General features: G+C 25.9%; 31 protein-coding genes. 1 reads left to right on the forward strand and 30 read right to left on the reverse strand.

Translation table 11 applies throughout. The features are described 5' to 3' along the window. The 30 genes from CSBG_RS09780 to dapF form a co-directional block, all read right to left on the reverse strand. Nucleotides 1–852 carry an NAD(+)/NADH kinase gene (locus CSBG_RS09780; RefSeq protein WP_008679116.1) on the reverse strand — a complete coding sequence of 284 codons (852 nt, stop codon included), beginning with the start codon at nucleotides 850–852 and terminating at the stop codon, nucleotides 1–3. 102 nt (nucleotides 853–954) lie between these two features. Next, nucleotides 955–1,764, reverse strand: a complete 810-nt coding sequence (locus CSBG_RS09785; protein WP_008679117.1) for a TlyA family RNA methyltransferase — start codon at nucleotides 1,762–1,764, stop codon at nucleotides 955–957. 11 nt (nucleotides 1,765–1,775) lie between these two features. Then, entirely contained in the window at nucleotides 1,776–3,635 is a 1,860-nt protein-coding gene (dxs, locus tag CSBG_RS09790; protein ID WP_008679118.1) for a 1-deoxy-D-xylulose-5-phosphate synthase, read from the reverse strand. Nucleotides 3,636–3,654: 19 nt separating this feature from the next. After that, on the reverse strand, nucleotides 3,655–4,530 hold the full coding sequence (locus CSBG_RS09795; RefSeq protein WP_008679119.1) for a polyprenyl synthetase family protein: 876 nt from the start codon (nucleotides 4,528–4,530) through the stop codon (nucleotides 3,655–3,657). Next, the gene (gene xseB / locus CSBG_RS09800) at nucleotides 4,523–4,735 is read right to left on the reverse strand and encodes an exodeoxyribonuclease VII small subunit (protein WP_008679120.1); all 213 of its coding nucleotides are present in this window, start codon (nucleotides 4,733–4,735) and stop codon (nucleotides 4,523–4,525) included. The genes CSBG_RS09795 and xseB overlap by 8 nt, the downstream gene beginning before the upstream one ends. A gap of 15 nt (nucleotides 4,736–4,750) precedes the next feature. Continuing rightward, the gene (xseA, locus tag CSBG_RS09805; RefSeq protein ID WP_008679121.1) at nucleotides 4,751–5,950 is read right to left on the reverse strand and encodes an exodeoxyribonuclease VII large subunit; all 1,200 of its coding nucleotides are present in this window, start codon (nucleotides 5,948–5,950) and stop codon (nucleotides 4,751–4,753) included. Next, nucleotides 5,940–6,788, reverse strand: a complete 849-nt coding sequence (locus tag CSBG_RS09810; RefSeq protein ID WP_008679122.1) for a tetrahydrofolate dehydrogenase/cyclohydrolase catalytic domain-containing protein — start codon at nucleotides 6,786–6,788, stop codon at nucleotides 5,940–5,942. Before CSBG_RS09810 ends, xseA begins: the two co-directional genes overlap by 11 nt. Nucleotides 6,789–6,809: 21 nt before the next feature. Beyond that, a complete protein-coding gene (gene nusB, locus CSBG_RS09815) occupies nucleotides 6,810–7,214 on the reverse strand; it encodes a transcription antitermination factor NusB (protein WP_008679123.1) in 405 nt (134 codons plus the stop codon). Between the two features lie 126 nt (nucleotides 7,215–7,340). Continuing rightward, a complete protein-coding gene (locus tag CSBG_RS09820) occupies nucleotides 7,341–7,727 on the reverse strand; it encodes an Asp23/Gls24 family envelope stress response protein (protein ID WP_008679124.1) in 387 nt (128 codons plus the stop codon). A gap of 84 nt (nucleotides 7,728–7,811) precedes the next feature. Continuing rightward, nucleotides 7,812–8,339, reverse strand: a complete 528-nt coding sequence (locus tag CSBG_RS09825; protein WP_008679125.1) for a SpoIIIAH-like family protein — start codon at nucleotides 8,337–8,339, stop codon at nucleotides 7,812–7,814. 40 nt (nucleotides 8,340–8,379) lie between these two features. Continuing rightward, nucleotides 8,380–8,988, reverse strand: coding sequence for a stage III sporulation protein AG (gene spoIIIAG, locus CSBG_RS09830; RefSeq protein WP_008679127.1), 609 nt, complete (start codon nucleotides 8,986–8,988; stop codon nucleotides 8,380–8,382). Between the two features lie 13 nt (nucleotides 8,989–9,001). After that, nucleotides 9,002–9,580 carry a stage III sporulation protein AF gene (gene spoIIIAF / locus CSBG_RS09835; protein WP_008679129.1) on the reverse strand — a complete coding sequence of 193 codons (579 nt, stop codon included), beginning with the start codon at nucleotides 9,578–9,580 and terminating at the stop codon, nucleotides 9,002–9,004. Nucleotides 9,581–9,588: 8 nt separating this feature from the next. Further along, nucleotides 9,589–10,818 (reverse strand): stage III sporulation protein AE, encoded by a 1,230-nt coding sequence (spoIIIAE, locus tag CSBG_RS09840; protein WP_008679131.1) that lies wholly within the window; start codon nucleotides 10,816–10,818, stop codon nucleotides 9,589–9,591. Between the two features lie 8 nt (nucleotides 10,819–10,826). Next, nucleotides 10,827–11,210, reverse strand: a complete 384-nt coding sequence (gene spoIIIAD, locus CSBG_RS09845; RefSeq protein WP_008679134.1) for a stage III sporulation protein AD — start codon at nucleotides 11,208–11,210, stop codon at nucleotides 10,827–10,829. A gap of 8 nt (nucleotides 11,211–11,218) precedes the next feature. Continuing rightward, nucleotides 11,219–11,416 (reverse strand): stage III sporulation protein AC, encoded by a 198-nt coding sequence (gene spoIIIAC, locus CSBG_RS09850; RefSeq protein ID WP_008679136.1) that lies wholly within the window; start codon nucleotides 11,414–11,416, stop codon nucleotides 11,219–11,221. Nucleotides 11,417–11,430: 14 nt separating this feature from the next. Beyond that, complete coding sequence (gene spoIIIAB, locus CSBG_RS09855) at nucleotides 11,431–11,949, reverse strand: stage III sporulation protein SpoIIIAB (protein WP_008679138.1); 519 nt, start codon at nucleotides 11,947–11,949, stop codon at nucleotides 11,431–11,433. Then, nucleotides 11,937–12,860: a stage III sporulation protein AA gene (gene spoIIIAA, locus CSBG_RS09860; protein ID WP_035285286.1), complete on the reverse strand. Its 924-nt coding sequence runs from the start codon at nucleotides 12,858–12,860 to the stop codon at nucleotides 11,937–11,939. Before spoIIIAA ends, spoIIIAB begins: the two co-directional genes overlap by 13 nt. 536 nt (nucleotides 12,861–13,396) lie before the next feature. Further along, the gene (locus tag CSBG_RS09865; protein WP_008679142.1) at nucleotides 13,397–13,759 is read right to left on the reverse strand and encodes a CD1247 N-terminal domain-containing protein; all 363 of its coding nucleotides are present in this window, start codon (nucleotides 13,757–13,759) and stop codon (nucleotides 13,397–13,399) included. Between the two features lie 143 nt (nucleotides 13,760–13,902). Continuing rightward, complete coding sequence (efp, locus tag CSBG_RS09870) at nucleotides 13,903–14,460, reverse strand: elongation factor P (RefSeq protein ID WP_008679144.1); 558 nt, start codon at nucleotides 14,458–14,460, stop codon at nucleotides 13,903–13,905. A 158-nt stretch (nucleotides 14,461–14,618) separates the two neighbouring features. Continuing rightward, on the reverse strand, nucleotides 14,619–14,975 hold the full coding sequence (locus CSBG_RS09875) for a hypothetical protein (protein WP_008679146.1): 357 nt from the start codon (nucleotides 14,973–14,975) through the stop codon (nucleotides 14,619–14,621). After that, nucleotides 14,972–15,394 carry a hypothetical protein gene (locus CSBG_RS09880; RefSeq protein ID WP_008679148.1) on the reverse strand — a complete coding sequence of 141 codons (423 nt, stop codon included), beginning with the start codon at nucleotides 15,392–15,394 and terminating at the stop codon, nucleotides 14,972–14,974. The genes CSBG_RS09875 and CSBG_RS09880 overlap by 4 nt, the downstream gene beginning before the upstream one ends. Continuing rightward, complete coding sequence (locus CSBG_RS09885; RefSeq protein ID WP_008679151.1) at nucleotides 15,372–16,001, reverse strand: hypothetical protein; 630 nt, start codon at nucleotides 15,999–16,001, stop codon at nucleotides 15,372–15,374. The genes CSBG_RS09880 and CSBG_RS09885 overlap by 23 nt, the downstream gene beginning before the upstream one ends. Before the next feature lie 2 nt (nucleotides 16,002–16,003). Beyond that, nucleotides 16,004–16,444, reverse strand: a complete 441-nt coding sequence (locus CSBG_RS09890) for a hypothetical protein (RefSeq protein WP_008679153.1) — start codon at nucleotides 16,442–16,444, stop codon at nucleotides 16,004–16,006. Further along, nucleotides 16,435–16,965, reverse strand: a complete 531-nt coding sequence (locus CSBG_RS09895; protein WP_008679155.1) for a prepilin-type N-terminal cleavage/methylation domain-containing protein — start codon at nucleotides 16,963–16,965, stop codon at nucleotides 16,435–16,437. Before CSBG_RS09895 ends, CSBG_RS09890 begins: the two co-directional genes overlap by 10 nt. Then, complete coding sequence (locus CSBG_RS09900; RefSeq protein WP_008679156.1) at nucleotides 16,922–17,362, reverse strand: type II secretion system protein; 441 nt, start codon at nucleotides 17,360–17,362, stop codon at nucleotides 16,922–16,924. The genes CSBG_RS09895 and CSBG_RS09900 overlap by 44 nt, the downstream gene beginning before the upstream one ends. Beyond that, nucleotides 17,359–17,832, reverse strand: a complete 474-nt coding sequence (locus CSBG_RS09905) for a type II secretion system protein (protein WP_008679157.1) — start codon at nucleotides 17,830–17,832, stop codon at nucleotides 17,359–17,361. Before CSBG_RS09905 ends, CSBG_RS09900 begins: the two co-directional genes overlap by 4 nt. Beyond that, nucleotides 17,832–18,884: a type II secretion system F family protein gene (locus CSBG_RS09910; protein WP_008679158.1), complete on the reverse strand. Its 1,053-nt coding sequence runs from the start codon at nucleotides 18,882–18,884 to the stop codon at nucleotides 17,832–17,834. The genes CSBG_RS09905 and CSBG_RS09910 overlap by 1 nt, the downstream gene beginning before the upstream one ends. After that, nucleotides 18,859–20,247 carry a GspE/PulE family protein gene (locus CSBG_RS09915; protein ID WP_008679159.1) on the reverse strand — a complete coding sequence of 463 codons (1,389 nt, stop codon included), beginning with the start codon at nucleotides 20,245–20,247 and terminating at the stop codon, nucleotides 18,859–18,861. The genes CSBG_RS09910 and CSBG_RS09915 overlap by 26 nt, the downstream gene beginning before the upstream one ends. Nucleotides 20,248–20,342: 95 nt before the next feature. After that, nucleotides 20,343–21,329 (reverse strand): hypothetical protein, encoded by a 987-nt coding sequence (locus tag CSBG_RS09920; protein ID WP_008679160.1) that lies wholly within the window; start codon nucleotides 21,327–21,329, stop codon nucleotides 20,343–20,345. A gap of 12 nt (nucleotides 21,330–21,341) precedes the next feature. After that, nucleotides 21,342–22,166, reverse strand: coding sequence for a diaminopimelate epimerase (dapF, locus tag CSBG_RS09925; protein ID WP_008679161.1), 825 nt, complete (start codon nucleotides 22,164–22,166; stop codon nucleotides 21,342–21,344). Nucleotides 22,167–22,263: 97 nt separating this feature from the next. On the opposite strand from dapF, the gene CSBG_RS09930 reads away from it, so the two are divergent. Next, nucleotides 22,264–24,009, forward strand: a complete 1,746-nt coding sequence (locus CSBG_RS09930; RefSeq protein WP_008679163.1) for an NFACT RNA binding domain-containing protein — start codon at nucleotides 22,264–22,266, stop codon at nucleotides 24,007–24,009. Nucleotides 24,010–24,021: the final 12 nt, after the last annotated feature.

Here is a 24,021-nt window from a genome sequence, read left to right on the forward strand (position 1 = left end):
TTAATCACCTTCACATTCTTTCCAGTTATTTAGAATTTTTGCCCGTAGTACTTTAAAATAATCATAATCATCAAATAAAACTATGTTTGCATATTCTTTTGCTTTTTTTATCTTTATTATAGTTTGATTGGTTGTCTTAATAGCTTTTTGACCATCGAAAGTTATATACACTTCCTCATCTTCATTTTCTGCTTTAACTTCAATTTCACTACCACTATTTAAAACTATTGTCTGCATTCCATGCGGATGAGGACAAATTGGAGTTATAGTAATTACATCTACATCGGGATAAATAAAGGGTCCTCCAGCTGAAAATGAATATGCCGTTGATCCAGTAGGTGTTGCTATAATTAAACCATCACCTTTAAAATTATAATATCTTTTACCATCTATAAATATTTGAAACTTCACCATTCTTGATAATGTTCCTCTTGCTACAACTATATCATTTAGAGCTAATGATTCATTTTTTATGTCTTCTAAAGGTAAATCGCATGTTAATAGCATCCTTTTTTGAGAAATATAATTACCTTCTTTTAATTTTAAAAAAGCTTTATCCATTTCAGAAACTTCTATACTTGATAAAAACCCTAAATTTCCAATATTAATTCCTAAAATAGGTACATTTAATTTCCCATTTATACCTCTAGCAACACTTAAGATAGTTCCATCTCCACCTAATACTATTATAAGATCAAGTAGCTCCTTAAATTCATAGTTTATTATATCATAACTATTTAACATAATTATTTCTATATTATTAAAATATTTATAAAGCTTTTCTTTTACTTTCATAGCAATTTCATTTTTTTCATCTTTAGATGGATTGATTGCAATGGCAACTTTCTTCATAATCATGCCCCCCTTATACTGTACCTAATATATAATGTAAGGTTCATTTAAGACTTCAAGTTATTTCTTGAAGCCTTAAACAAAAATTATTATCAATATATTTTATAGTGAATTATGAGATTCATTTACTATTTTTTCTATATCATTTATGGTAAATGTTGATTTCTTATTTTTATCTTTAGTAAAGTAAACTAAATATTCGATATTTCCCTCTGGTCCTTTAATTGGAGAATAGCTTACAGATAAAATATTTAGGTTTTGACTAATTAAAAATTCTACTATGTCTAAAACTACTTCTTTATGAACATTTATATCCCTAACTACACCTTTTTTCCCTACTTTTTCTTTTCCAGCTTCAAATTGAGGCTTTATTAAAGCTACAACTTCCCCACTTTCATTTAATAAACTTAAAGTAGCAGGCATTATTTTCTTTAATGAAATAAATGATACATCTATTGAAGCAAAATCTGTTAATTCACCTAAATCTTCAGGAGTTACATATCTTATATTTGTACGCTCCATACATACAACTCTTGAATCTGTTCTAAGCTTCCAAGCAAACTGTCCATATCCAACATCAATTGAAAATACTTTTTTTGCATCATTTTGTAACATACAATCAGTAAATCCACCAGTAGAAGCTCCTATATCCATACACACCTTATCTTTTAAGTTTACTCCAAACTCCTTTATAGCTTTTTCAAGCTTTAATCCACCTCTACTTACATATGGTATCTCTTGCCCTTTGAATATAATATCTGCATCAACATTAATCTTTTCTCCAGCCTTATCAACTCTTTGTCCGTCTACAAATATTTTACCAGCCATTATACTAGTTTTAGCACGCTCTCTTGATGTGAATATGCCTTTTTCAACTAAAAGTATATCTAATCTCTCTTTTTTCCCAGACATCTTTATCTCCTTTATTTGTTAAGTTCTATGATAGCTTCTGCTATTCCTTCTGGATCTAATTTATTTTCTTTATATAATAAATCTACATTCCCCTGTGGAACAAACTTATCTTTAAATCCTAATGCTTTAAATTTATTTCTAAAGCCTAGTTCATACAGCTTCATTAAAACATAGCTACCAAATCCACCATTTATTATGTTATCTTCAATAGTGACTATATCATAGCCTTCTTTTACTAGATTCTCTAGCATATTTTTATCTAATGGTTTTACAAATGTAGCATTTATTATTGTAGGATTAATTCCATTAGATTTTAATATTTCTTTAGCTAATAATGCATGTTGAAGCATTTTTCCAACTGCAATTATAGCAATCTTTTCTCCAGTTATAATTCTTTCCCATTTACCATAACTTATTTCTGTTAATGGATTCATTTCATTACAGCAATCTGTACCTCTAGGGTATCTTATCGCTACTGGGCCATTTTGTGTAAAAGCCCATTTTAGCATAACCTTTATTTCATTTAAATGTTTAGGAGCTAAAACTGTCATGTTGGGAACTTGAGATAAATAAGATAAATCAAACATTCCTTGATGAGTTTCTCCATCTTCTCCTACTAATCCTGCTCTATCTATTGCAAAAATAACTGGCATATTTTGAATACATACATCATGAATTAATTGATCAAAGGCTCTTTGCAAGAACGTAGAATATACAGCAAAAACAGGTTTTAAGTTTGCACTTGCAAGACCTGCTGCAAGAGTTGTTGCATGTGCTTCTGCTATTCCTACATCAAAAAATCTATTTGGAAACTCTTTTGCAAAGCCCTTAAGTCCTGTTCCATCTGGCATGGCAGCAGTTATTGCAACTATTCTCTCATCTTCTTTTGCTAAATCTAGCATAGCATCACCAAATACCTTCGAATATGATCTTTCACTTGGAATATATGCTTCTCCACTTTCTAAATCAAACGGGCTTACTCCATGGAACTTATTTGGATTTTTTTCTGCTAGTTCATAACCTTTTCCTTTACTTGTAACTACATGTATTATAACAGGTTCATCAATTTGTTTTGCCTTTTCTAATACTTCCGTCATCGTTTCTATATCATGTCCATTTATAGGTCCTATATACTTTAATCCCATATCTTCAAAAAGCATAGATGGTACTACAAATTGTTTAATGCTATCTTTAAATCTTGATATACAACTTGCTAATTTTTTACCTGCATTAGAATTACTTAAGGTTTCATTTATATTTGATTTTAGTTTGTTATATCTCGGTTCCATCCTTAAGTTATTTAAATGTGTTGATAATCCACCAACATTAGGTGATATAGACATTTGATTATCATTCAAAATAACAATCATTTTTGTTTTCTTAAATCCTACATCATTTAATGCCTCTAAAGCCATACCACCAGTTAATGCTCCATCGCCTATAACTGCAACAACTTGATTATCTTCATTTTTAATATCTCTGGCTCTTGCCATTCCTAATGCAGCAGATATTGACGTACTACTATGTCCTGTATCAAAAGCATCATATTTACTTTCACATCTCTTTGGAAATCCACTTAATCCATTATACTTTCTAAGATTATTAAATTGATCTTTTCTACCTGTAAGTATTTTATGCACATAGCTTTGATGACCAACATCCCAAACTATTTTATCTTTTTCTAAATTAAAACTTTTAAATAGACTTATAGTTAGCTCCACAACTCCTAAATTAGAAGCTAGATGCCCTCCTGTCTTAGAAACACTATCTATTAAAAATTCTCTAATTTCTCCAGCAAGTACTTCTAATTCAACATTTGATAACTCTTTGACTTCTCCAGGAGAAGTAATCTTATCTAATATTTTACCCATAATTAAACCTTTCTTTCTATTAAGATTCTCTATTTAATAAATCTAAAGTTATTGTTTGCAAATTTATCGATTCTACAGAAAGGCCTTTCAACAATTCAATACATTCTTTTGTTAAATTTTCGCATTCTCTTTCACAATATTCTAAACCAAATAAAGATATAAAATTGGACTTATTATTATTTTCATCGCTTTTAGTATTTTTACCAAGCTTTGAAATATCCCCTGTTATATCTAATATATCATCCTTAATTTGAAAAGCTAAACCAAGCTTTAATCCAAAATCATTTAGTATTTCTATATCTTTTTTAGGAGCATCTGCAAGAATAGCTGCTGCTATAATAGATACCCTTATTAATTCTCCAGTTTTTTTACTATGCATATAAAGAAGTTCTTCTTTAGATATTAATTTCCCCTCATTTATAACATCTACGATTTGCCCGCCTATCATACCTTCTGGTCCTGCTGCTTCTGCTATTTCCCTTGATGCTAATAATGCTTTAGCTCCATTTTTTATTGAAAATTTTATCATTAAACTCATTGCTTCATTTAATAACATATCTCCTGCTAATACAGCTATATTTTCACCAAATTTTTTATGATTAGTCGGCATCCCTCTTCTTAAATCATCATTATCCATACATGGAAGATCATCATGTATAAGAGAATAGGTATGAATCATTTCTATTGCTGAGGCCATTTCTATTACGTCTTTATAATTTTCTTTGTATAATCCATAAGTCAATAAAAATAATATAGGTCTTATTCTTTTACCTCCTATATTTAAACTATAACTTGCTGAATCATATATAATTTTATTATAACTTCCTTTATCATTAAAATATACATTTAAATACTTATTTATAAAATCTCTATGTTTTTCTATAATATTACTCATTCTTTAGCTCCACTTCCATATTTTCTTTTATTGTTGTTAGCTTTCCTTCTAAAGAATTTAGTGTTTTGTATAATTTATTAATAAGTTTAACTCCACTTTCGTATTCTTTCATTAAATCCTCAAGTGGAAGTTCATTATTTTCCATATTATTCAAAATAGTTTGTAGGCCTTTAACCATATCATCATAAGATTCTTTTTTTGCCATAAACTCTTCAACTCCTTAATCCATGGAAATAATTTTCCCTTTAACTTTTCCATCTTTAAATATTATATTAAATTCATCTAAATCCTTTATTTCTTCTTTAGATGAAATTATATTTTTTTCATTATCTTCAACAATTGTATATCCTTTTTTTAATACATTTATTGGGTTATGAGCTTCTAAAATATCATTTAACGATTTAATTTTAAGCTTTTCTTTTTCTATTTTATTAAAAACTAATTTTTTCATTCTATCTTCTATTCTATCTAGTTCCAAATAAGAATTAGATAAAATTACTTCTGGACTGTTTAAAGATAATATTTTTTTATAGTTCGATAATTTTTCTTTTTCATAACTAAATTTATTAAATACTATTTCATTTATTCTTTTGTTATAGTTATCTATTTCATACATTATATCACTTTCTAGTGGTACAGCAATTTCAGCAGCTTGTGATGGAGTTGATGCTCTATAGTCACTTACAAAATCAGATATTGTAAAATCAACTTCATGACCAACAGCTGAAATTATTGGAAGCTTAGATTTAAATATTTCTTTAGCTAAGTCTTCCTCATTAAAATTCCATAATTCTTCTATGGAACCTCCACCTCTACCTACTATTATAACATCAACACTTTTAGTATCATTGAAATACTTAATTCCATTAATTATTGTTTTATAAGCGCCTTCCCCTTGAACTAAAGCAGGATATAAAACAATATCAATTAAACTACTTCTTCTTTTTGAAACATTTATTATATCCCTTATAACTGCTCCAGTTTCTGATGTTACAACCCCAATTCTTTTAGGCATTTTAGGTATTTCTTTTTTATACTGTTCATCAAAATAACCTTCATCTTGAAGTTTTTTCTTAAGCTTTTCAAATTTTATATGTAGTTCGCCAATTCCTTCTTTTTGTAACTTTTCTATATATAATTGAAGTGATCCTGTTCCTGGATAAATAGAACACCTAGCATTAGCTATAACTTCCATTCCTTCAATTAATTTAAAGTCTAGATCCGCACTATTACTTTTAAACATAACACAATTAATTTTACTTATTGAATCTTTTAAAGAAAAATATATATGTCCACTACTATGATATTTTAAATTTGATACTTCTCCCTTTACTAAAAGATTATTTAATATAAAATCATTATCTAATGTCTTTTTAATGTAGTTATTAAGTTCATTAACTGTTAAAGTTTTAATTCTCATTATTCTCTAGCGCCTCACATGAATTTTTTATAAGTAGCGTAGTTGTTAAAGCTCCAACGCCGCCTGGAACTGGTGTTATCTTTTCAACTATTTGCTCTACTTTTTCGAAATCTACATCTCCAGTGATTTTACCATTTAAAGATGATGTTCCAACATCTATTATTATAGAATTACTATTTACATATTCATCAGTTAAAAACTTTGGTTTTCCTATTGCTACTACAATAATATCTGCAGCCTTACAAACTTCTTTTAAGCTTCTAGTTTTTGAATGACAAATTGTAACTGTAGCATTTTTATTTAATAATAATTGTGCTACTGGTTTTCCTACAATATTACTTCTTCCTATAACTACAACATTTTTACCTTCAAGTTCAATATTAGATCTTTCTAATAAGGTTATTATTGAATTTGGAGTGCAAGGCAAATATGTTTTTTCATTGCAATACAATTTGCCTTGATTAATATATGTTAAACAATCTATATCTTTTGTTGGGGAAATGGTATTTATTATTTTCTTTTCATTTAATCCTTTTGGAAGAGGAAGTTGCAATATTATTCCATCGACTTCTTTATCAGAATTTAATAATTCTATTTTTTTTAGAAGTTCCTCTTCTAATATACCTTCGTTAAGTAATAGTTTTTCAAAATTACAACCAAGCGAAAGAGCTACTTTTTCTTGATTATTAATGTAGTACACAGAGCCTCCATCATTCCCTACTAAAATTGATACTATCTTTGGAGGTCTAAGCCCTAACTCTTTTCTTTTTAATATGTATTCTTTTATTTCTTCTTTTATATCGTTTGAAACTTCTTTACCATTTATAATTTTCCCCATGAAAAATCCCCCTACTACATTTTATAAACTCTTAAATGCTTTATCTAAAACTCCATTTACAAATGAAACACTTTTTTCATCTGAATATTTTTTTGTTAATTCAATTGCTTCATTTATAGCAACCTTTTCCGGAACGTCTTCTACATAAAGCATTTCTGCAATTGCTAATCTTAATATTGAAATATTAACCTTTGATACTCTATCTATCTTCCAATTTGTTAATGCTTCTTCTATCTTTTGATCTATTACAGTTATATTTTCTTCAACCTTCGCTAAAATTCCTTTTATATATTCCAAATCTATAGTTTTTAAATTCATTTCATAATCTTCTATAAATGTTTCTATTGTTTCCTCTAATGTATTTTTGCTTAAAGTCATTCCAAAAAGTAATTCCATGGCTATTTCTCTAGATCTTTTTCTATTCATCTTATCCTCCTAAGTGTTCTTACTACTAATATTATTAACCTTCTAAAACTTTCTAATCATAAATATACTACAACAAATTTATTTAAAGCACAAGGAAAACACCCTCTGAAAAATCAGAGGGTGAAATTAATTTTCCTTACTTTCTTCTTTTTCAGTTTTTGGTAAGTAAATGCTTTGAACGTTTATATTAACATAATCAACATTCAATCCTGTCATTGCTTCAACAGTCCTCTTGACATTTTCTTGAACTGCATTTACTACTTCTGGTATTTTCACACCATACTCTACTGCTAAATTTAAATCTATTATAGCACTATTTTCGCTTAATGTTACTTTTACATTTTTTCCTACATTCTTCTTACCTTTTAGCAATTGTGATATGTTGTTACCACCTATTTGTTGTAAGTCTTCTACGCCATTAATTTCTTCAGCTGCAATTCCTGCTATTACGCTAACAACTTCATCAGAAATTTTTACTATCCCTAGATTATCATCATAGTTTTTATTTTCCATGTACTTACCTCCCAAGCGTTTTGATGACAAAACTCTTTTTTTCTTATGTTTATTATATCAAACCAATAATTATATTACAATGAATTATTTCTTTGATTCTATTATCACATCACTAATTCCAGAAACATTTTCAGCTATTTCTTGAATTGATGCACTATCAGCTTCTGTTACTTCATCAGCTTTTACAACTACTCTAACTTTGTTACCTTCTATAGAACATAACACATCTTCAAATCCTTGATTTTTAACATTTACTTCTATTCTGCTTTCTTTATCGATAACCATAGTTTTTTCTCTTAATTCGTTATCTGCAAGATCTTTTTGTTCTTGAGATGTATTTACATCATTTTTTAATGAAGTTAATTGTTGAATTGTTGCAGCATCTTTTTGATCTCTCTCACTTCTTAAGCTATAGAAATAATCTTGAGTTCCTAAAGTTTCCTTATCATCTTTCTTTTCATTATCCTTATTTTCTTCTGTTCCTTGTGATATTACTTGGCTAAAATCTGTTGGATCATTTAACCCCGTCTTATTTAATTTTGCTGCAATAACTCCTACACATACTATAAGAGCCATTAGTGTGAAAATAATACCAAATTGTTTTTTTGTCATTTTGATTTCCCCCCATCTTCTTTTTCAATTTAATTATATGCTAATTTTTCATAGGATATACATTAACCTTATCTATTGAAATTCCATATAAACTTGATACAGCCACTTGTATATCATATTTAACCTTACTACTACTTGCACCTTCGGCTACTATAACCACTCCGCTAATCTCTGGTTTATTAGTCTGTAAAATATATGGCTCATTTTTGCTTCCTTCGACTGCCATAACAACTTTACTTCCATCTGTTTGTTGAGTATTAGTTCTTTTTCCACCTTGATTATCTGTTTCTTCTGTTGTTGCTTCTTGAGTAGTATTTTCAGTTGCGGGAACCTTTACTTCTCCACTTTTAAAGTAAATCATTACCTCAACTTCTCCTACGTTTTCTATTTTAGTTAAAAGATTTTTTAACTCTTTTTTTTCTTGGGCTTCATAACTATTCATTGTTTCTTCTGATTGACTTTGTATGTCAGATGAATTTTGTGTAGTAGTGTTTACACTTGTTGGTTTTGCTTCTTTTTTTCTGCCAGTTGTCAAAAAGCTAATAGCTAACAAAACAAAAGCTAAAACTAGTGCAATACAAACTGCATTTAGAAACTTTTTATCATTTATAACGTTAGCTAGCTCCTTTTTCCAATCACCTTTACCCATTTTCTCACTCCCATCAATTTACTTTATATACTTCTATTTTATCTTTAGAAACATTTAAAGCTTCTGCTAAGTAACTTATTATTTCATCTTCGTTATTTACTTTTTCATCCTGGGAAGATACGCTTTTACTATCTTTCTGTGTATTTATTATTATCTTTTGTATCTTAGAAACATCTTTATTTTTAACTCCTACTTGAACTTTATCAATGGAGTAATTAATGTTATTCATATCAACTTCACAATCTATATTGCTAACAAATTCTTTGTCTGTAAACTTTTCCTTTAAAAGTCTATTACAGTTTTGTTCTAAATTTTCTTTAAATACATTTTCACTATCACTCTTATAATCTTTACTTACTTCAGCGCTTTCATTTTCACTAAGTTCTATATACTTTTGCACCTGCAAAGAAATACTTTCTTCACCTTTACTAAATAAAGAAATTATAGGAGATAACATAACAGATATAAGTATTAATCCTAAAACAAATTTTAAATACTTTTTCATATTGTTATCAGGAGCTATAAACTCAATTGCCGTCATTAATATAAGCATAGTAACTAGGGTTATTACAAATCCTTTTATTTCTTCCATATCCCTCTCTACCCTCCTATAACAAATTTACCTGCTGATGCCATAATTCCAAGTAATATGAAGAACATAAGGCTTACCGATAAAACACAGGACATTATAAGTATCAGAGAATCTCCTGCCGCAGCAATTGAACTTGTTATTCGTTTATCACTTATTGGTTCTATAACTGCTGCTGTCAATTTATATACAAATGAAATTAATACTAATTTTATTATTGGATACAACATCATAAGTATTATTATAATTAGCCCAACAGAACTTATAGCATTTTTTATTATTAGTGAATATCCTGCTACAGATGCAATAGCATCTGAAAAAGCTTTTCCTACTATAGGTATAAAATTATCTATAGCAAACTTAGCAGTTTTTAATGTTACAGCATCAATAGTTGATGATGTTATTCCTCTAACTGTTAATAATCCTATGAATATAGTTAAAATTATACCCTGGAGCCATATAGTAATTTGCTTTGTAAGCTTACATAAATTACTTATTTTATGTTCCGTTGAAATATTATTTGCAAATTCTAAAACAAATGTAATAAGTATTAGTGGTATTATTACCGTTGTATATATTCTTGGAATAATTAATGTTGCTCCAACTACTATAGGATCCATAGTTGCAGCTTGCGTAAAGCCTCCTACAGTTCCAATCATCATAACTAATACAGGTAAAATAGCTACCATAAAATCTGATAAATCTTTTATTATATCAGTTGCTATATTTATAGAAACTATAAAACTTTTAGATAATATAACTATTAATAATGCATAACATGCAAAAAACGCTATATTTGATATCCCTTCATTAGAAAATGCAGTTTGTAAGTTTTTAAGTAGTGAGCATATTATTGCAATTGCTATTATGCTTATTGATAATGCAAGTACAGTTTTTACTTCTTTAAATAAGAAACTTATAACAGCATCACTAATAGTTTTAAAAGATAGATTTCCTTCACCATTTTTTATATATCCCTTAATATATTCAACTGGATCTAAGTCATTCATTATTTCAATATCTGATTTCATATTATTTATATAGTTATATAGTGAATCTAATTTATTATTAACTTCCTCATTTTCTAACTTAATTTCTTCATTAGATGTTTCATTATTAATATTTATCTTATTAATATTCTTTTCATTAGCTAAAGCACTTTTACTAGGAAGAAATACAAAAGCTATAATAATTATACTTATAACTAATATAATTCTCTTTGTGAAAATATTTTTTATCATAAAAACACCTACAATATTTGTAAAATTGATTGAAGAACAGCCATAAGTATTGGTATTGCTAATGTTAATATCAAAATTTTAGCTGAAAATTCAACCTTACTAGCTATGCTAGCAGCTCCTGCATCTTTACATATTTCACTACAAAATGTAGCTAAATATGCTATAGCTAGTATTTTTAAAACAACTCCTATATAGACCATATCAATATTAGCTTTATCAGCTATATCTTTTATAAAGTAAATTACATCATTAAGTTGTGTAATTACAACCAAGAAAATTATAGCTCCTGCTGATAATGATATTAATGTTGATATATCGCTTCTTTTATCTTTAAATAGAAGAAACATAAATAAAGCAGCAAAAGCAAAGGCAACAATCTTAATAATATCCATAATAGCACCTATAGCATAAACATAGTTTTTACAGTATTAAATAGATTTCCTATAAGTCCTATTACTGTAATTAAAATTATTACTATTCCTACAATATTGGCTATTGTTGCAATTTCATCTTTACCACTAGCTTTTAAAACTTTCTCTAAGACTACAAGAAGGACACCCATAGCCCCTATTTTAAATATAATAGTTACATCTAGCATTTATTACCCTCCTACTAAATTAAAAAAATCGAAATCATAGCACCTATACATACTCCTATAGCTCTATACATCCTTACATTCTTCTTTGCTAATTCTTCAGCAGACCTACAATTTAATTTCATATTTTCTATTGTTAGGTTAAATAGTTTATCCTGCCCGTAAACTCCTGACTCTCCAAGTGGTCTTAAAAAATCATTTACTAATCTTTTATCCTCTTCATTTAAATTAAATTCAGATTTATTTTTTTTATATTCACTTTCAAATGCTTCGTATACGCTTGTACTTTCTCCCTTTAACAGCTTATCAGAAACTGCTGATAAAATAGAATTTAGAGGAGCTTCAACCTTTAACGAAATATATTTCAAAGCTTCTGGAAGAGGTGTATTTGCATATATTACCTCATTATTTAAAAACAAAACTGATTTTAATATTGAATTAAGTTGCTTACTCCTCTTTTTAAAAATTTCACCATAGTAAAATCCTATATAAGTACAAGATAGAAAAATAATGATAACTGCTGTTATCTTAAGCACTTAAATTCCCCCTCCATTTCTATTGAATATATTTGTTCAATTGTTCCTACTCCATTTCTATTACTCAAAATAACTATTCTATCTAAAATGGAATTTTCTAACAAATCTTTAAAAACCTTTCTTTTATAAACATCTTCTATACTATATCCATGAATAGTAACTATAATATTTACTCCAGAATTAAATGCCATATGAAGAGCCTCTATATCTCCATCGGTTCCTATTTCATCACAAATTAATATGTCCGGAGATAAACTTCTTATAGCCATAATCATTCCATCTTTTTTTAAGCAATTATCTAAAATATCACTTCTAATACCAACATCCAACTGTGGAACTCCATTAAAGCAAGCAGCTATCTCGCTTCTCTCATCTATAATAGATACTTTTTTTCCTTTCAAATTTACAATAGGCATCCCAGTTGAAATATTTTTAGCTATATCCCTTAAAATAGTAGTTTTACCACATTTAGGTGGAGATACTATTAAAGTATTAAATACTCTATCTTCCTTAGTTATGTACTTCATAATTTCATTTGAGCATCCTATCACTTCTTTACATATTCTTATATTTAAAGAAGATATATTTCTTATAGTTCTTACTTCTCCATTTACTAAGACACATTCCCCTGCTATTCCTATTCTATGTCCACCCCTAATTGTAATATATCCTTGCTTTATTTCTTCTTCATAAGCATATAATGAGTAATTTGATATCTTAACCAAAATTTGCTTTATATCCTCAACTGTAGTTACATATTTTAATATTATTTCCTTATATGCTAGATTAACTATTATTGGCTTATGAACTTTTATCCTTATTTCTTGGACAGGTTCTTTTAAAAGTATTTCTCTTAGTTCATTACTGATTTTTAAAGGCAATACTTTCAAAATCTCCTCCTCATTCCTCAATTCATCACTTCCTTTTCTAACGTTATATTTAAACTTATTTCTCTCTATCAAATAATATTCATACTTATAATTAAATATGTAAAATATTTTTAATTAACTATAAAAAAATAAAGTTAATTATTTATATAAGTTTTTCTATAAATATCTCTTAGTTAAATTAATATTTTAAAATTGACTCTTATATTCATTGTTTTTATTTTTTTATTCTTTAATATTAATTTAGTAAATATATTAGATTTGAAAGTATCTATTATTTAAGTTTTATTCAATTACTGAAATTCTAACTTTATTTATATTATATAAGCCACCTTGAGCTTTATTAAAATATTAAGCCTTTATTGTAATTTATAGTAATTGCTATTTAGTTATTAATTAATAAAGTGTTTTTTAATATTTTATTTTAAATATAATACTCTTAATACGATAAAAAACCACCAGCTTAACTGGTGGTTTTTTAGTGTGGACAAAGTCTATATATGACTATCAGTTTAACAACTAATAGTTTTTTATTTTATAATTTTTTATTATTAATTTAATTAAATTGCTTCTTCATGACAAAATGGACATGGTATTGATTTATTGTTATCTATAGATTCTTTTTCAACAAAAAGAGGCTTATTACAACTCTTGCAATTTACTTCGATATACTCATCTTCCATTTCTATAAGATCTTCTATTGAAACTTCTTCAAATAATTCATCTTGCAATCCTGTAAGATCTTCATCTATGTACTGAACATTTTCTTCTAAATAATCTTGTCTATTGTTCATATCTTCAATTACATTTGACATATCATCTAAAACCGATAAAATGCTACTAAAAATATTATTATATTCATCATCATTTATATTAGCAACATTAGTTTTAATATTTTCTATTTTTTCTTTTATATTTTTCACATCTTCACTTCCTTTAAATAGAAATATTGTCTATTCAAATTATACCCTAATATTGGATATTTTATATATAAATTTTTGTTTATTTAACTTTTATTGTAATCCTTATAGAATAAAAAAGCTAAGTAAAAACTTAGCTTTTGTTATTATACTCTTTCCATGTATTCACCAGTTCTAGTGTCTACTCTGATTACGTCTCCTTCATTAACAAACATAGGAACATTTACAACTGCACCTGTTTCTAATGTAGCAGGTTTCATTGCATTTGTAGCAGTGTTTCCTTTTATTCCTGGGTCTGCTTGAGTTATTAGTAATTCAACAAAGTTTGGAGCCTCTACTGAGAAAGCCTCTCCTTTGTAGAACTTTATTACAGCAAACATATTTTCTTTTATGAACTTTATAGCATCTTCTACTTTTTCGTAGTTTAATGGAATTTGTTCAAAAGTTTCTTGATCCATGAAGTAGTATAGTTCTCCATCTGAATAAAGGTATTGCATTTCTTTTCTTTCAATTACTGCTTCTTGTAATTTAGCTGTTGGGTTAAAAGTTGTATCAGTAACACCACCAGAAATAACATTTCTTAATTTTGTTCTTACAAATGCTGCACCTTTACCTGGTTTAACATGTAAGAAGTCTATTACTGTATAAACTTGTCCTTCATGCTCGAAAGTAGTACCTTTTCTTAAATCTCCTGCTGATATCATTAAATATCCCTCCAAAAACTTTATTCCATATATTTAGTATAACTCGTTGTTACCTAAATAGTCATAACTTCAACAATGTTTATGACATAACAAAAATATTTTATCAAAATTCACAAATAAATGCAATTACTTATAATAACTTCTAAAAAATATTGTCATTATTTACTTTTTAATTCTAGCTCTAACAAGATATTTTCTTTATCATAATTCAAATTATAATTATTTATATAGTAATTATCTATTTTATTCAATGCATCCAACACCTGAATTTTATTACCATTTAATGTGCATTTTATTATCCAACTACTTTCATCTATCTTATTATAACTTAATATTGTTGAATTATTTATATTATTAAAATCCTTCTCTATGTCTTTTATATATTTAACATTTTTCACTTCTGTTATACATGGTACAACATCTTTAGAGGAATCTTTTTTATTAAAAATCATTATGCAAATTTGGAGAATTGTTATAAATATAACTATTAAATGTAATATTTTAATTTTTTTCATAACCTAACCTCTAATGTGAAATAATTTTCTTCATTTTTAATAATAGAATTTATCTTTATTTTATCATTTTCCTCTATTTTAAAAACTTCTTCTTTATTTTTCACCTTAATAGATCCATTATTATTTTGTATATTCATGTATAGAATATTAGGAGTGATATTATTTATCCATTCCTCTATATTTTCTTTTTTAATCCTTTCTTCTATATTTAAGTTACTTTCTAAATTATTATTGTTATTATTATATACTTCTTTATATTCTTTATTTTGTAAAATTTTATTTACTGATGTAGGAATGATTATAATATTTAACAGTATTAGTATTGATATTAATTGATTATTCTTCTTATTTTCATTTAAATCTAATCTCTCTATAAACTCATTTGGTATAAAATTCTTATTTCTTAAATATTTCTTCATAAACTTTTTCTCCTATATTTATAATATAGTCATAATTATTAATAGTTATATCTTCGATACCTTTATCTATAATTAACTTTTTATTTTGATTTTTATATTCTATGATAAATTTATTTATATCTGTAGCATCATTAGTTATATAAGAATTTTCAATGACTCCATTTTCTATATTTATCAAGTGAAATAAGTCTTTTATTCTATATATTATTATCGAATACTTACCTCCTCTTACTTTCTTTATTACATATTTTCTTATTAAGAACTGTATTGGCTCTACTTGAATATGAGTAATATTTGTACAAGATTTAATAAAGCTATTATATCTTATAGAATAAATATAGATAATTTTAGAGTTTTTTAAAAACTCATAATGAAACAACAAATTCTTCTTATCTGAAAAGTCCTCTGAAATCTTTTTTTCAACAAACTTATCAACACTTATTCTCTTATTAAGTATTTCATATTTTTTAATAAATATTGATTGAGATAAAATTAATAATCTTCTTTTGTTCCCTAGTTTTTCTAATAGTAAATTTATATTATAGTTGTCATATTCCTGTCCCTTATAATAATATTTATTATTAAATATACCTATAGAATTAACCATTTTTACTCCTTAATATAAATATATTTTGTTTTATAAGTAGTTGGGGTAAAGTAAGCTTTATTTCCAATTTCATTTTTCTTTAGCTCAATATACATAACTGAATTTTCCTTCTGTCTTGTTAAATAATAACTTCCATCTTTATATTCAAACTTTAAGCTTTTTAATTCTGGGTAATCTTCAGATTTTTTCTTACTTACTTTTTGTAAAAGTTCTTTCTGATCTAATTTATTATCTTCAGCCAAAGTATTTATAACTTCTAAAACTCTTTCTTCTTCAACTTCCAGAGTATATAAGTCTCTATATGTTTTAAAATTTTGAGATTTTATATAGTTATTGTATATTATTTTTATAGAAAGATTTACTATAGCAAGAACAAATAAGAATACTATTAAACTTTCAATAAAGACATATCCCCTCTTTTTAGAAATGCTTTTTATATGCATATTATTCTTTCCTCGTCATCAAGACTATTTATCTTTAAATAATATATTTTATCTTTTTTTATTATTGTAAAATCAGAAACTCTTCTCATTATTATATTAATCCCTTTTCTTTTATTATCTATATATGTTTCTAAAACTATTTTTTTATTTATATTATCTAAGAAAATTCTTTTCTCCTTAACTTCATTTTTATTATGATCAATTTTGTATATAATTTTTATCATAGCATTATTATTTAAATCATTTTCCTGGATCTCTATTGATTTAACCATTTGCGTCTTTAATAACCTATCAATATTTAATAATGCATCATCAAAAGAATCTTGTGATACTGAATTTTTTATTAAATTTGTATAATTTTTATTAGCAGTTAATGCAATTTTAAAAGATAATCCAAGTAAAATTAATTGAATAAACATAACTAATATAAGTTCTATTAAAGTAAAGCCTCTCTTTCTTTTATTATCTTTAACAAATTTATTTCTTTTCCATCCAATAAGATTTAATAAACTCTCTTTCACATAAAGTACCTCCTTCTTCATCATTAATTCTTATTTTTAACGAAATTGCTTTTGAAGATTTTTCCCCAGTGAAAATAGAATTACTTAACTTCTCTATTATAACGCCATTACCTCTCTCCATATTTAATATAGGTGTATTAGTAAGTTTATTTAAAATATCTTTTGAGTATTTATATGATATTTTATTTTCATTAAAAGCTCTATTTAGTTCATCCAATGTAACATTATATTTTATTTCACTTTCTATTGAATAAGCTACTCTATCTGCTTGATTTTCTATATTTCTAATTTTTCTAGATCTAGCTGCAGCTATTCCAATTTCTACCGCTATCGTTGCTGCAATTAATAAAATTGCAAGAGCTACTATACTTTCAACCAAAGTGCTTCCTTTTTTCAATCTATTATATCTCCTTCATTTTCATCTGTATCATTTAACCTTATAATATCATTTCCAACAGATACCTTTATTTCTATAAGTTTATCCTTATATGATAAGCTTATAGTTCCAGCTGTCTTTATAAAGCCTTCCTTATTAATATTATTAATCCCATTCTGAAAATTTGATGTTACTTTAATATCATCATCCAAATTTAATATTTTTGTTAATTTATGATTTCTTTCAACCACTTCAAATACAACTTCCTTTTTATTCTTACTTATAGCAATATTTCCTATAACTTCATTTTTCCTACAATAGCTCTTTGCAAAACTTAGCAATCCTCTAACTTCATATACATTATTTTGAAGCTTTAAATTTTCAATTTTATCCTTAAAATATTTAACTCCACTAAATCCAACTGTTGAAAGTAGTGTAATTATTGACAATACAACTATTAACTCTATAAGTGTATAACCTTTCTTTCTCATCATAACCCACCATCTAATAATGAACTAAATAAAGGGACAATAAATATCATTAAAAACGCTATTACACAAGCCCCCATAATCAAAATTGATGCTGGTTGTAAAATTGCCATATACCTATTTATATCTGATAATAACTTCTTTTCTAAATGATCAGAAAGCGTTTTCATTCTTTCATCCATAGATCCACCCTCTTCTCCTAGCTTTATAATAGATGTTGTATAATTACAATAGTAACCATGTTTCTTTAAGCTTTCAGATATTGTTTCACCTCTCAATATACTTGAGTTTAAGAGCAAAAATCGTTCTTTTAAAGCTGAATTTTTAAAGCTAGTTGCAGAGTATACTAATCCATTTGATAAATTTACACCACTTCTAATTATTATAGATAGAAGTGAAATAAAAATAAATTCATTAAATTCTCTAATTATTGCTATTTTATTAAGTAAAGCTTTAATATAATTTTTAAGATAAAACTTATATATTATATATGGCAGTAAAATTCCCCAAGAAAGAAAATATATAAAAGAATATATAGGATTAGTTTTTATATAATTTACAAGATCATATAGAAACTTACATACACTAGGTATCTCAATATTTAAATTAATATAAAACTCATATAAACTTGGTATAGTTACAAAAGCAATAAATATAAAAACTGTAATAATAGATATGAACAGTAAAATTGGGTATGCTAAAACATTTTTAATTGTAGATTTGAAAAAGCTAATTTTATCATAGTACTCTTCTAAACCTTTTAACACTTCTGATAAGTTACCACTTTTTTCTCCCATCGAGACCATTCCAACAAAAAACTCTGGATATAAATCATTGAATTCATTAAAGCTATCATTTAACGATTTACCTTCAGCAATAAAGTTTTTTATATTTCTTATACTTTCTTTATAAGTTTTTCTTAATGGTAATTCCGTAAGTAAATCCATCATAATTAAAAGTGAAATTCCTTCTTTATGAAGCATTGCCATGTTTCCTGATAATAAGCTTAAGCTATTAAAATCTGATTTATTAAATATTAATTTTATTTTCTTCATAATTAAGACCTTCTTCTATTAAAAAATTATTGTAATCCATAATTGATATTTGTCCATTAGTTAATAAATCATTTAAGCTATCTATCATTTCTTCATTATTTAACTCTCCTATTTCCTGGAAAATATTTGAAATTTGTTTTTTAATTTCTTTATCAATAAATACAACTGAACTTACTACTTTTCTTCCTTTATAACCTGTATAGTTACAATTACTACATCCTACCCCTTTGTAATTTATCATTTCATTCCCTTTAAATATAAACTTTATATCTTCTTTTTTACAATTATCACAGAATACTCTTATTAGTCTTTGAGATATTATTCCGATTAGAGAATCTTTAATTAGATATTGTTTTACACCCATATCTTCAAGTCTAAAATATACTTCTTGTGGAGTTTTTGTATGAATTGTCGAATATACTTTATGCCCTGTTAACGATGCAGTAACTGCCATATTAGCAGTTTCTTCATCTCTAATTTCTCCTATCATAAGAACATCAGGATCTTGCCTTAATATACTTCTGAGTCCAGTTGCAAATGTAATATTTGCTTTCCTATTCAAACTCACTTGATTTACCCCTTTAATTATTACTTCTACTGGATCTTCTAAAGTTGTAATATTGATATCTTTTTTGTTAATTTCTTTTAAGATACAATATAATGAACTTGATTTTCCACTTCCTGTAGGACCATTTATAATTACTAATCCATTTTTTAATGCAATTATCTTTTTTAATTTCTTCCTTTGGTTTACATTTAAATTTAAACTGCTAATATTATAATTAAATATTTCTCCATATAGGATTCTAATTACTAGTTTTTCTCCATAAATTATCGGAATAGTAGATAATCTTAAATCATAATTTTTTCCATTCACTTTTATTAAACTTTTACCATCTTGAGGTCTTCTTTTCTCCGTGATATCCATATTCCCACATACTTTTATTTTAGATAATAATTTTTGATATTCTTCATTTTTTATCTTCGTAAATCCTATTAATACACCATCAACTCTAAACCTTATGAAAATGTCTTCTTTTCTAGGTTCAAAATGAATATCCGATGCATTTAATTCTATTGCTTTAAGCAATAATATATCAAATAGCTCCTCTAATTCTCCTAAAAAGATATTCTTAATTAGTTCATTAACAAAGTCTTCACTTAATTTTATTATTTTTGTTCTTTTATTAAATAAAAACTCTACTTCTTCTTTATTATCTAATGTCTCATTAGATGTTACTACAATTACTTCATCTTCTTTTATCATAATAGGTAAACATTTGTTTTCTATAGCTTTTAATTTCTTTAATTTTCTAGCTATTTCTAAGTTAACTTTCTCTAAATCAAATTCAAAAATACTCATATAATATCACCATTTAAATTAATGTCCAACAATGGTAAATTTATACATACATTCTTAAATAAAAAAGATATTTATAAAATAAATTATAAATATCTTTATCTGCACTCTATAAAATTGTATGTTCCTGAAGCACCATCAATTATACTTATAGCATCATCAGTACATCTATATATTCTTTCTACTTTAACATCTTCACCACCAACAAAGATTATATTACCATCCTTATCTTTAGAAAGACCTTTTTCTAAGTTTATTAATTTAGGAAAATCATACACTAATCTTTTAGCTTTCTTATCATGATATTTATATAATGAATAGTTGTTATTTTCCAATTTACCTAATATAAATATTCCCTCTTGAGTAGACTCAACATCACTAACATCCAATACATCTTCTATTACTTCATTAACTTCTCCATCTTCATCTATTACTTTTAATATCTTTTGTTTTCCTTCTTTTTCTTGCACAAAAACTATTCCATTATCTAAAACTTTTAAAAATTCAACATATCCTAAATCTAATTTGTATAAAAGTTTTTCTTCATTGCTATCAATGTTATAAGTAAATATACCATTAGTTTTATCTTCTCTTATTCCATAATAAACCAAGGTATTTCCATTTAGCCAATCAATTAACTCTCCTGAAATTGCAACCTTGGTATCAATTGATATATTCTTATTTTTAGATAAATCCTTTATTTTTAAATCTAAGTACTCATCCTTTAAAAAATACGCTAAATATTCACCATTTTTAGCTAGTTTAGGTGAAATAACTATTTTTTCTTCTTCTATATTTTCTTCTTTTCCTAGATAATTTATTTTATATTCACCATTTTCATTATATATAAAATTACCACTTTCTAAATCATAAGCTGTAATTATATATTCAGTATCTACTTTTTCATATTTATCATTTGTTAAATTATAAATTTTGTATTCTCCTGAATTTTCTATGGCAACTGCCCCATTTAGTATATCTACTTTATTTTTTTCTTCTACTTTATTTTTACATCCATAAAGAAATATACTTATTAACAAAATAAAATTAACAAGGAAAATATTCCTTATCCTTTTTTTATTCATCTTTTACCTCTTCTAATTAATATAGTTCCCTTTACAAATAAACTCTGCTGATCCTATCATATATACATCATTATTTATAATCTCTACTGCTAAACTTCCTCCTAAAGTTTCTACATTAACCTTATTTGAGCATAATCCTAATTTTTTTAAAGCTACAACTGAAGCACAACATCCTGTTCCACAAGCTAAAGTAGCTCCTGCACCTCTTTCCCAAGTTTTTACCTCTATATTGTTAATATCAATAACCTTAACAAAGTTAACATTTGTTCCTTCAATAAATAAATTGTTTTTTTCTATATCTTTTCCTTCAATGACATCATATTCATCATTATTATTAATTAAGATAGTATGAGGTACTCCCATTAATAAGGCTGTTAATTTATATTCCTTTTCTTTAATTTTAATCACTTCATTTATTAATGAATTTTTATTATTTAAAGGAATATCTTTTCCATCAAAACTTCCCTTTCCCATATTAACTTTTACTGATTCAACCTTATTTTTATCATTAATATAAAGTTCTACGCACTTTATTCCATCTCCAGTTTCTATGCTAATTATATTTTTTTCTACTAAGCCATACTCGTATAAATATTTAGCAAAGCACCTAATAGCATTACCACACATGTTAGCACGAGATCCATCACTATTTATTATTACCATTTTAGCATCTGCAATATTAGATTTTCTTATTATAACTAATCCATCTGCTCCTATTCCAAATCTTCTATTACAAATCTTTTTAGCAATTTCAGTTTCAGTTTTAATTAATACATTTTCATTATCTATAATAATAATAAAATCATTTCCTAATCCTTGCATTTTTATAAAATTCATAAAAGCTCCCCCTCTTAACTTTATATGCCCCATTGATAAGTTTACTAATTAAGTGTTATACTATCTTTATCTTATTACCAAAGAAAGGATGATACTTATGGCTTTGGATGGTATCTACTTATATAGTTTAGTATATGATTTAAAAAAATCAATATTGAACTGTAAAATAGATAAAATTAATCAACCAGAAAAAGATGAAGTAATTTTAACTCTAAGAAAAGATAGAAAAAATATAAAATTATTAATTTCAGCTTCTTCTAAGTTTCCTAGAATTCATTTAACTAATATAACTAAACCAAACCCCTTGCAAGCACCAATGTTTACAATGGTTATGAGGAAATATCTAATTGGTGGTCGAATAACAGATATAACTCAATTAAATGGTGATAGAATTCTTCAATTACATATTGAGTCTACTGATGAATTAGGATTCGATAGTAAATATATATTAATAGTTGAAATTATGGGAAGACACAGTAATATAACTCTTGTTAGAGAAAGAGACAATAAAGTCATGGAATGTATTAAGCATATTTCTGCTGATATAAATACTTTCAGAGTTTTATATCCTGGTGTAAATTATGTATATCCTCCAAACTCTAACAAATTAAATCCTTTTAACTTCTCAATTAACGATTTTAATTCATATTTAAATAATAATGATATAAGTATTGATGAAGGAATATTTTCAAGGATATTTACTGGCATAAGTAAATCTCTATCAATAAGTATATATGAAAATCTCCTACAAGATAATAATACCATAAATCGAGAAAATATTTTTAATTTCTTTAAAAATTTTATAAAAAATTTAGAAAGCAGTTTTAATTTTAAAATTTATAGAAATAATGAAGTTTTCAAGGATTTTCACTGTATTAAATTAAGTAATTTAGAAAGTATTTATTCTTCAATATCTTTTAAAAATCCAAGTGAATTACTTGATGAATTTTTCACAGTAAAAGATAAACAAGATAGACTATTAAGTAGATCTACAGATTTACAAAGATTAATTTCAACTAACATAGATAGGTGTAATAATAAAACTAAAAAATTAAAAAATATTCTTAAAGAATGTGAAGAAAAAGAAACGTATAAGATTAACGGTGATTTATTAACTTCATATATTTATATGTTGAAAAAAGGATTAAAAGAAATATCCTTATTAAACTTTTATACTGATGAAGAAGAATATATAACTATAACGCTAGATGAAAATAAAACACCATCTGAAAATATACAATATTTTTATAAAAAATATAATAAACTAAAAAAATCTGAAGAATCTGCATTAAAACAATTGAAAAAAAATGAAGAAGAGCTTCAATACCTAAACTCAGTTATGACGAATATCCTAAACTGTGAAAGCTATATTGAAATAGACGATATAAAAAAAGAATTAATTGAAACTGGATACTTAAAATTCAAAAATACTAATAAAAATAATAAAAAAGATAAATCGTCTAAACCTATACATTTGCTTTCTTCTGATGGAATAGATATTTATATTGGTAAAAATAATATTCAAAATGATTATTTAACTTTAAAGTTTGCTAATAAAAATCATATGTGGCTTCATACAAAAAATATTCCTGGATCACATGTTATACTTTGTAGTGACAATCCATCCGATGTAGCTTTAGAAGAAGCTGGCATACTTGCTGCTTATTATAGCAAAGCTAAGAATTCTACAAAAGTTCCTGTTGATTATACTACAGTAAAAAACTTAAAGAAGCCTAATGGTTCAAAGCCAGGTATGGTTATATATCATACTAATCACACTTTATATACAGAGCCATCGTTATATAATAATTTAAAAATTGAAAACAATAAAATAATAAAATAATAAAAAAGAACA

The sequence above is a fragment of the Clostridium sp. 7_2_43FAA genome (assembly GCF_000158375.2).
Classification (GTDB): Bacteria; Bacillota; Clostridia; order Clostridiales; family Clostridiaceae; genus Clostridium; species Clostridium tertium.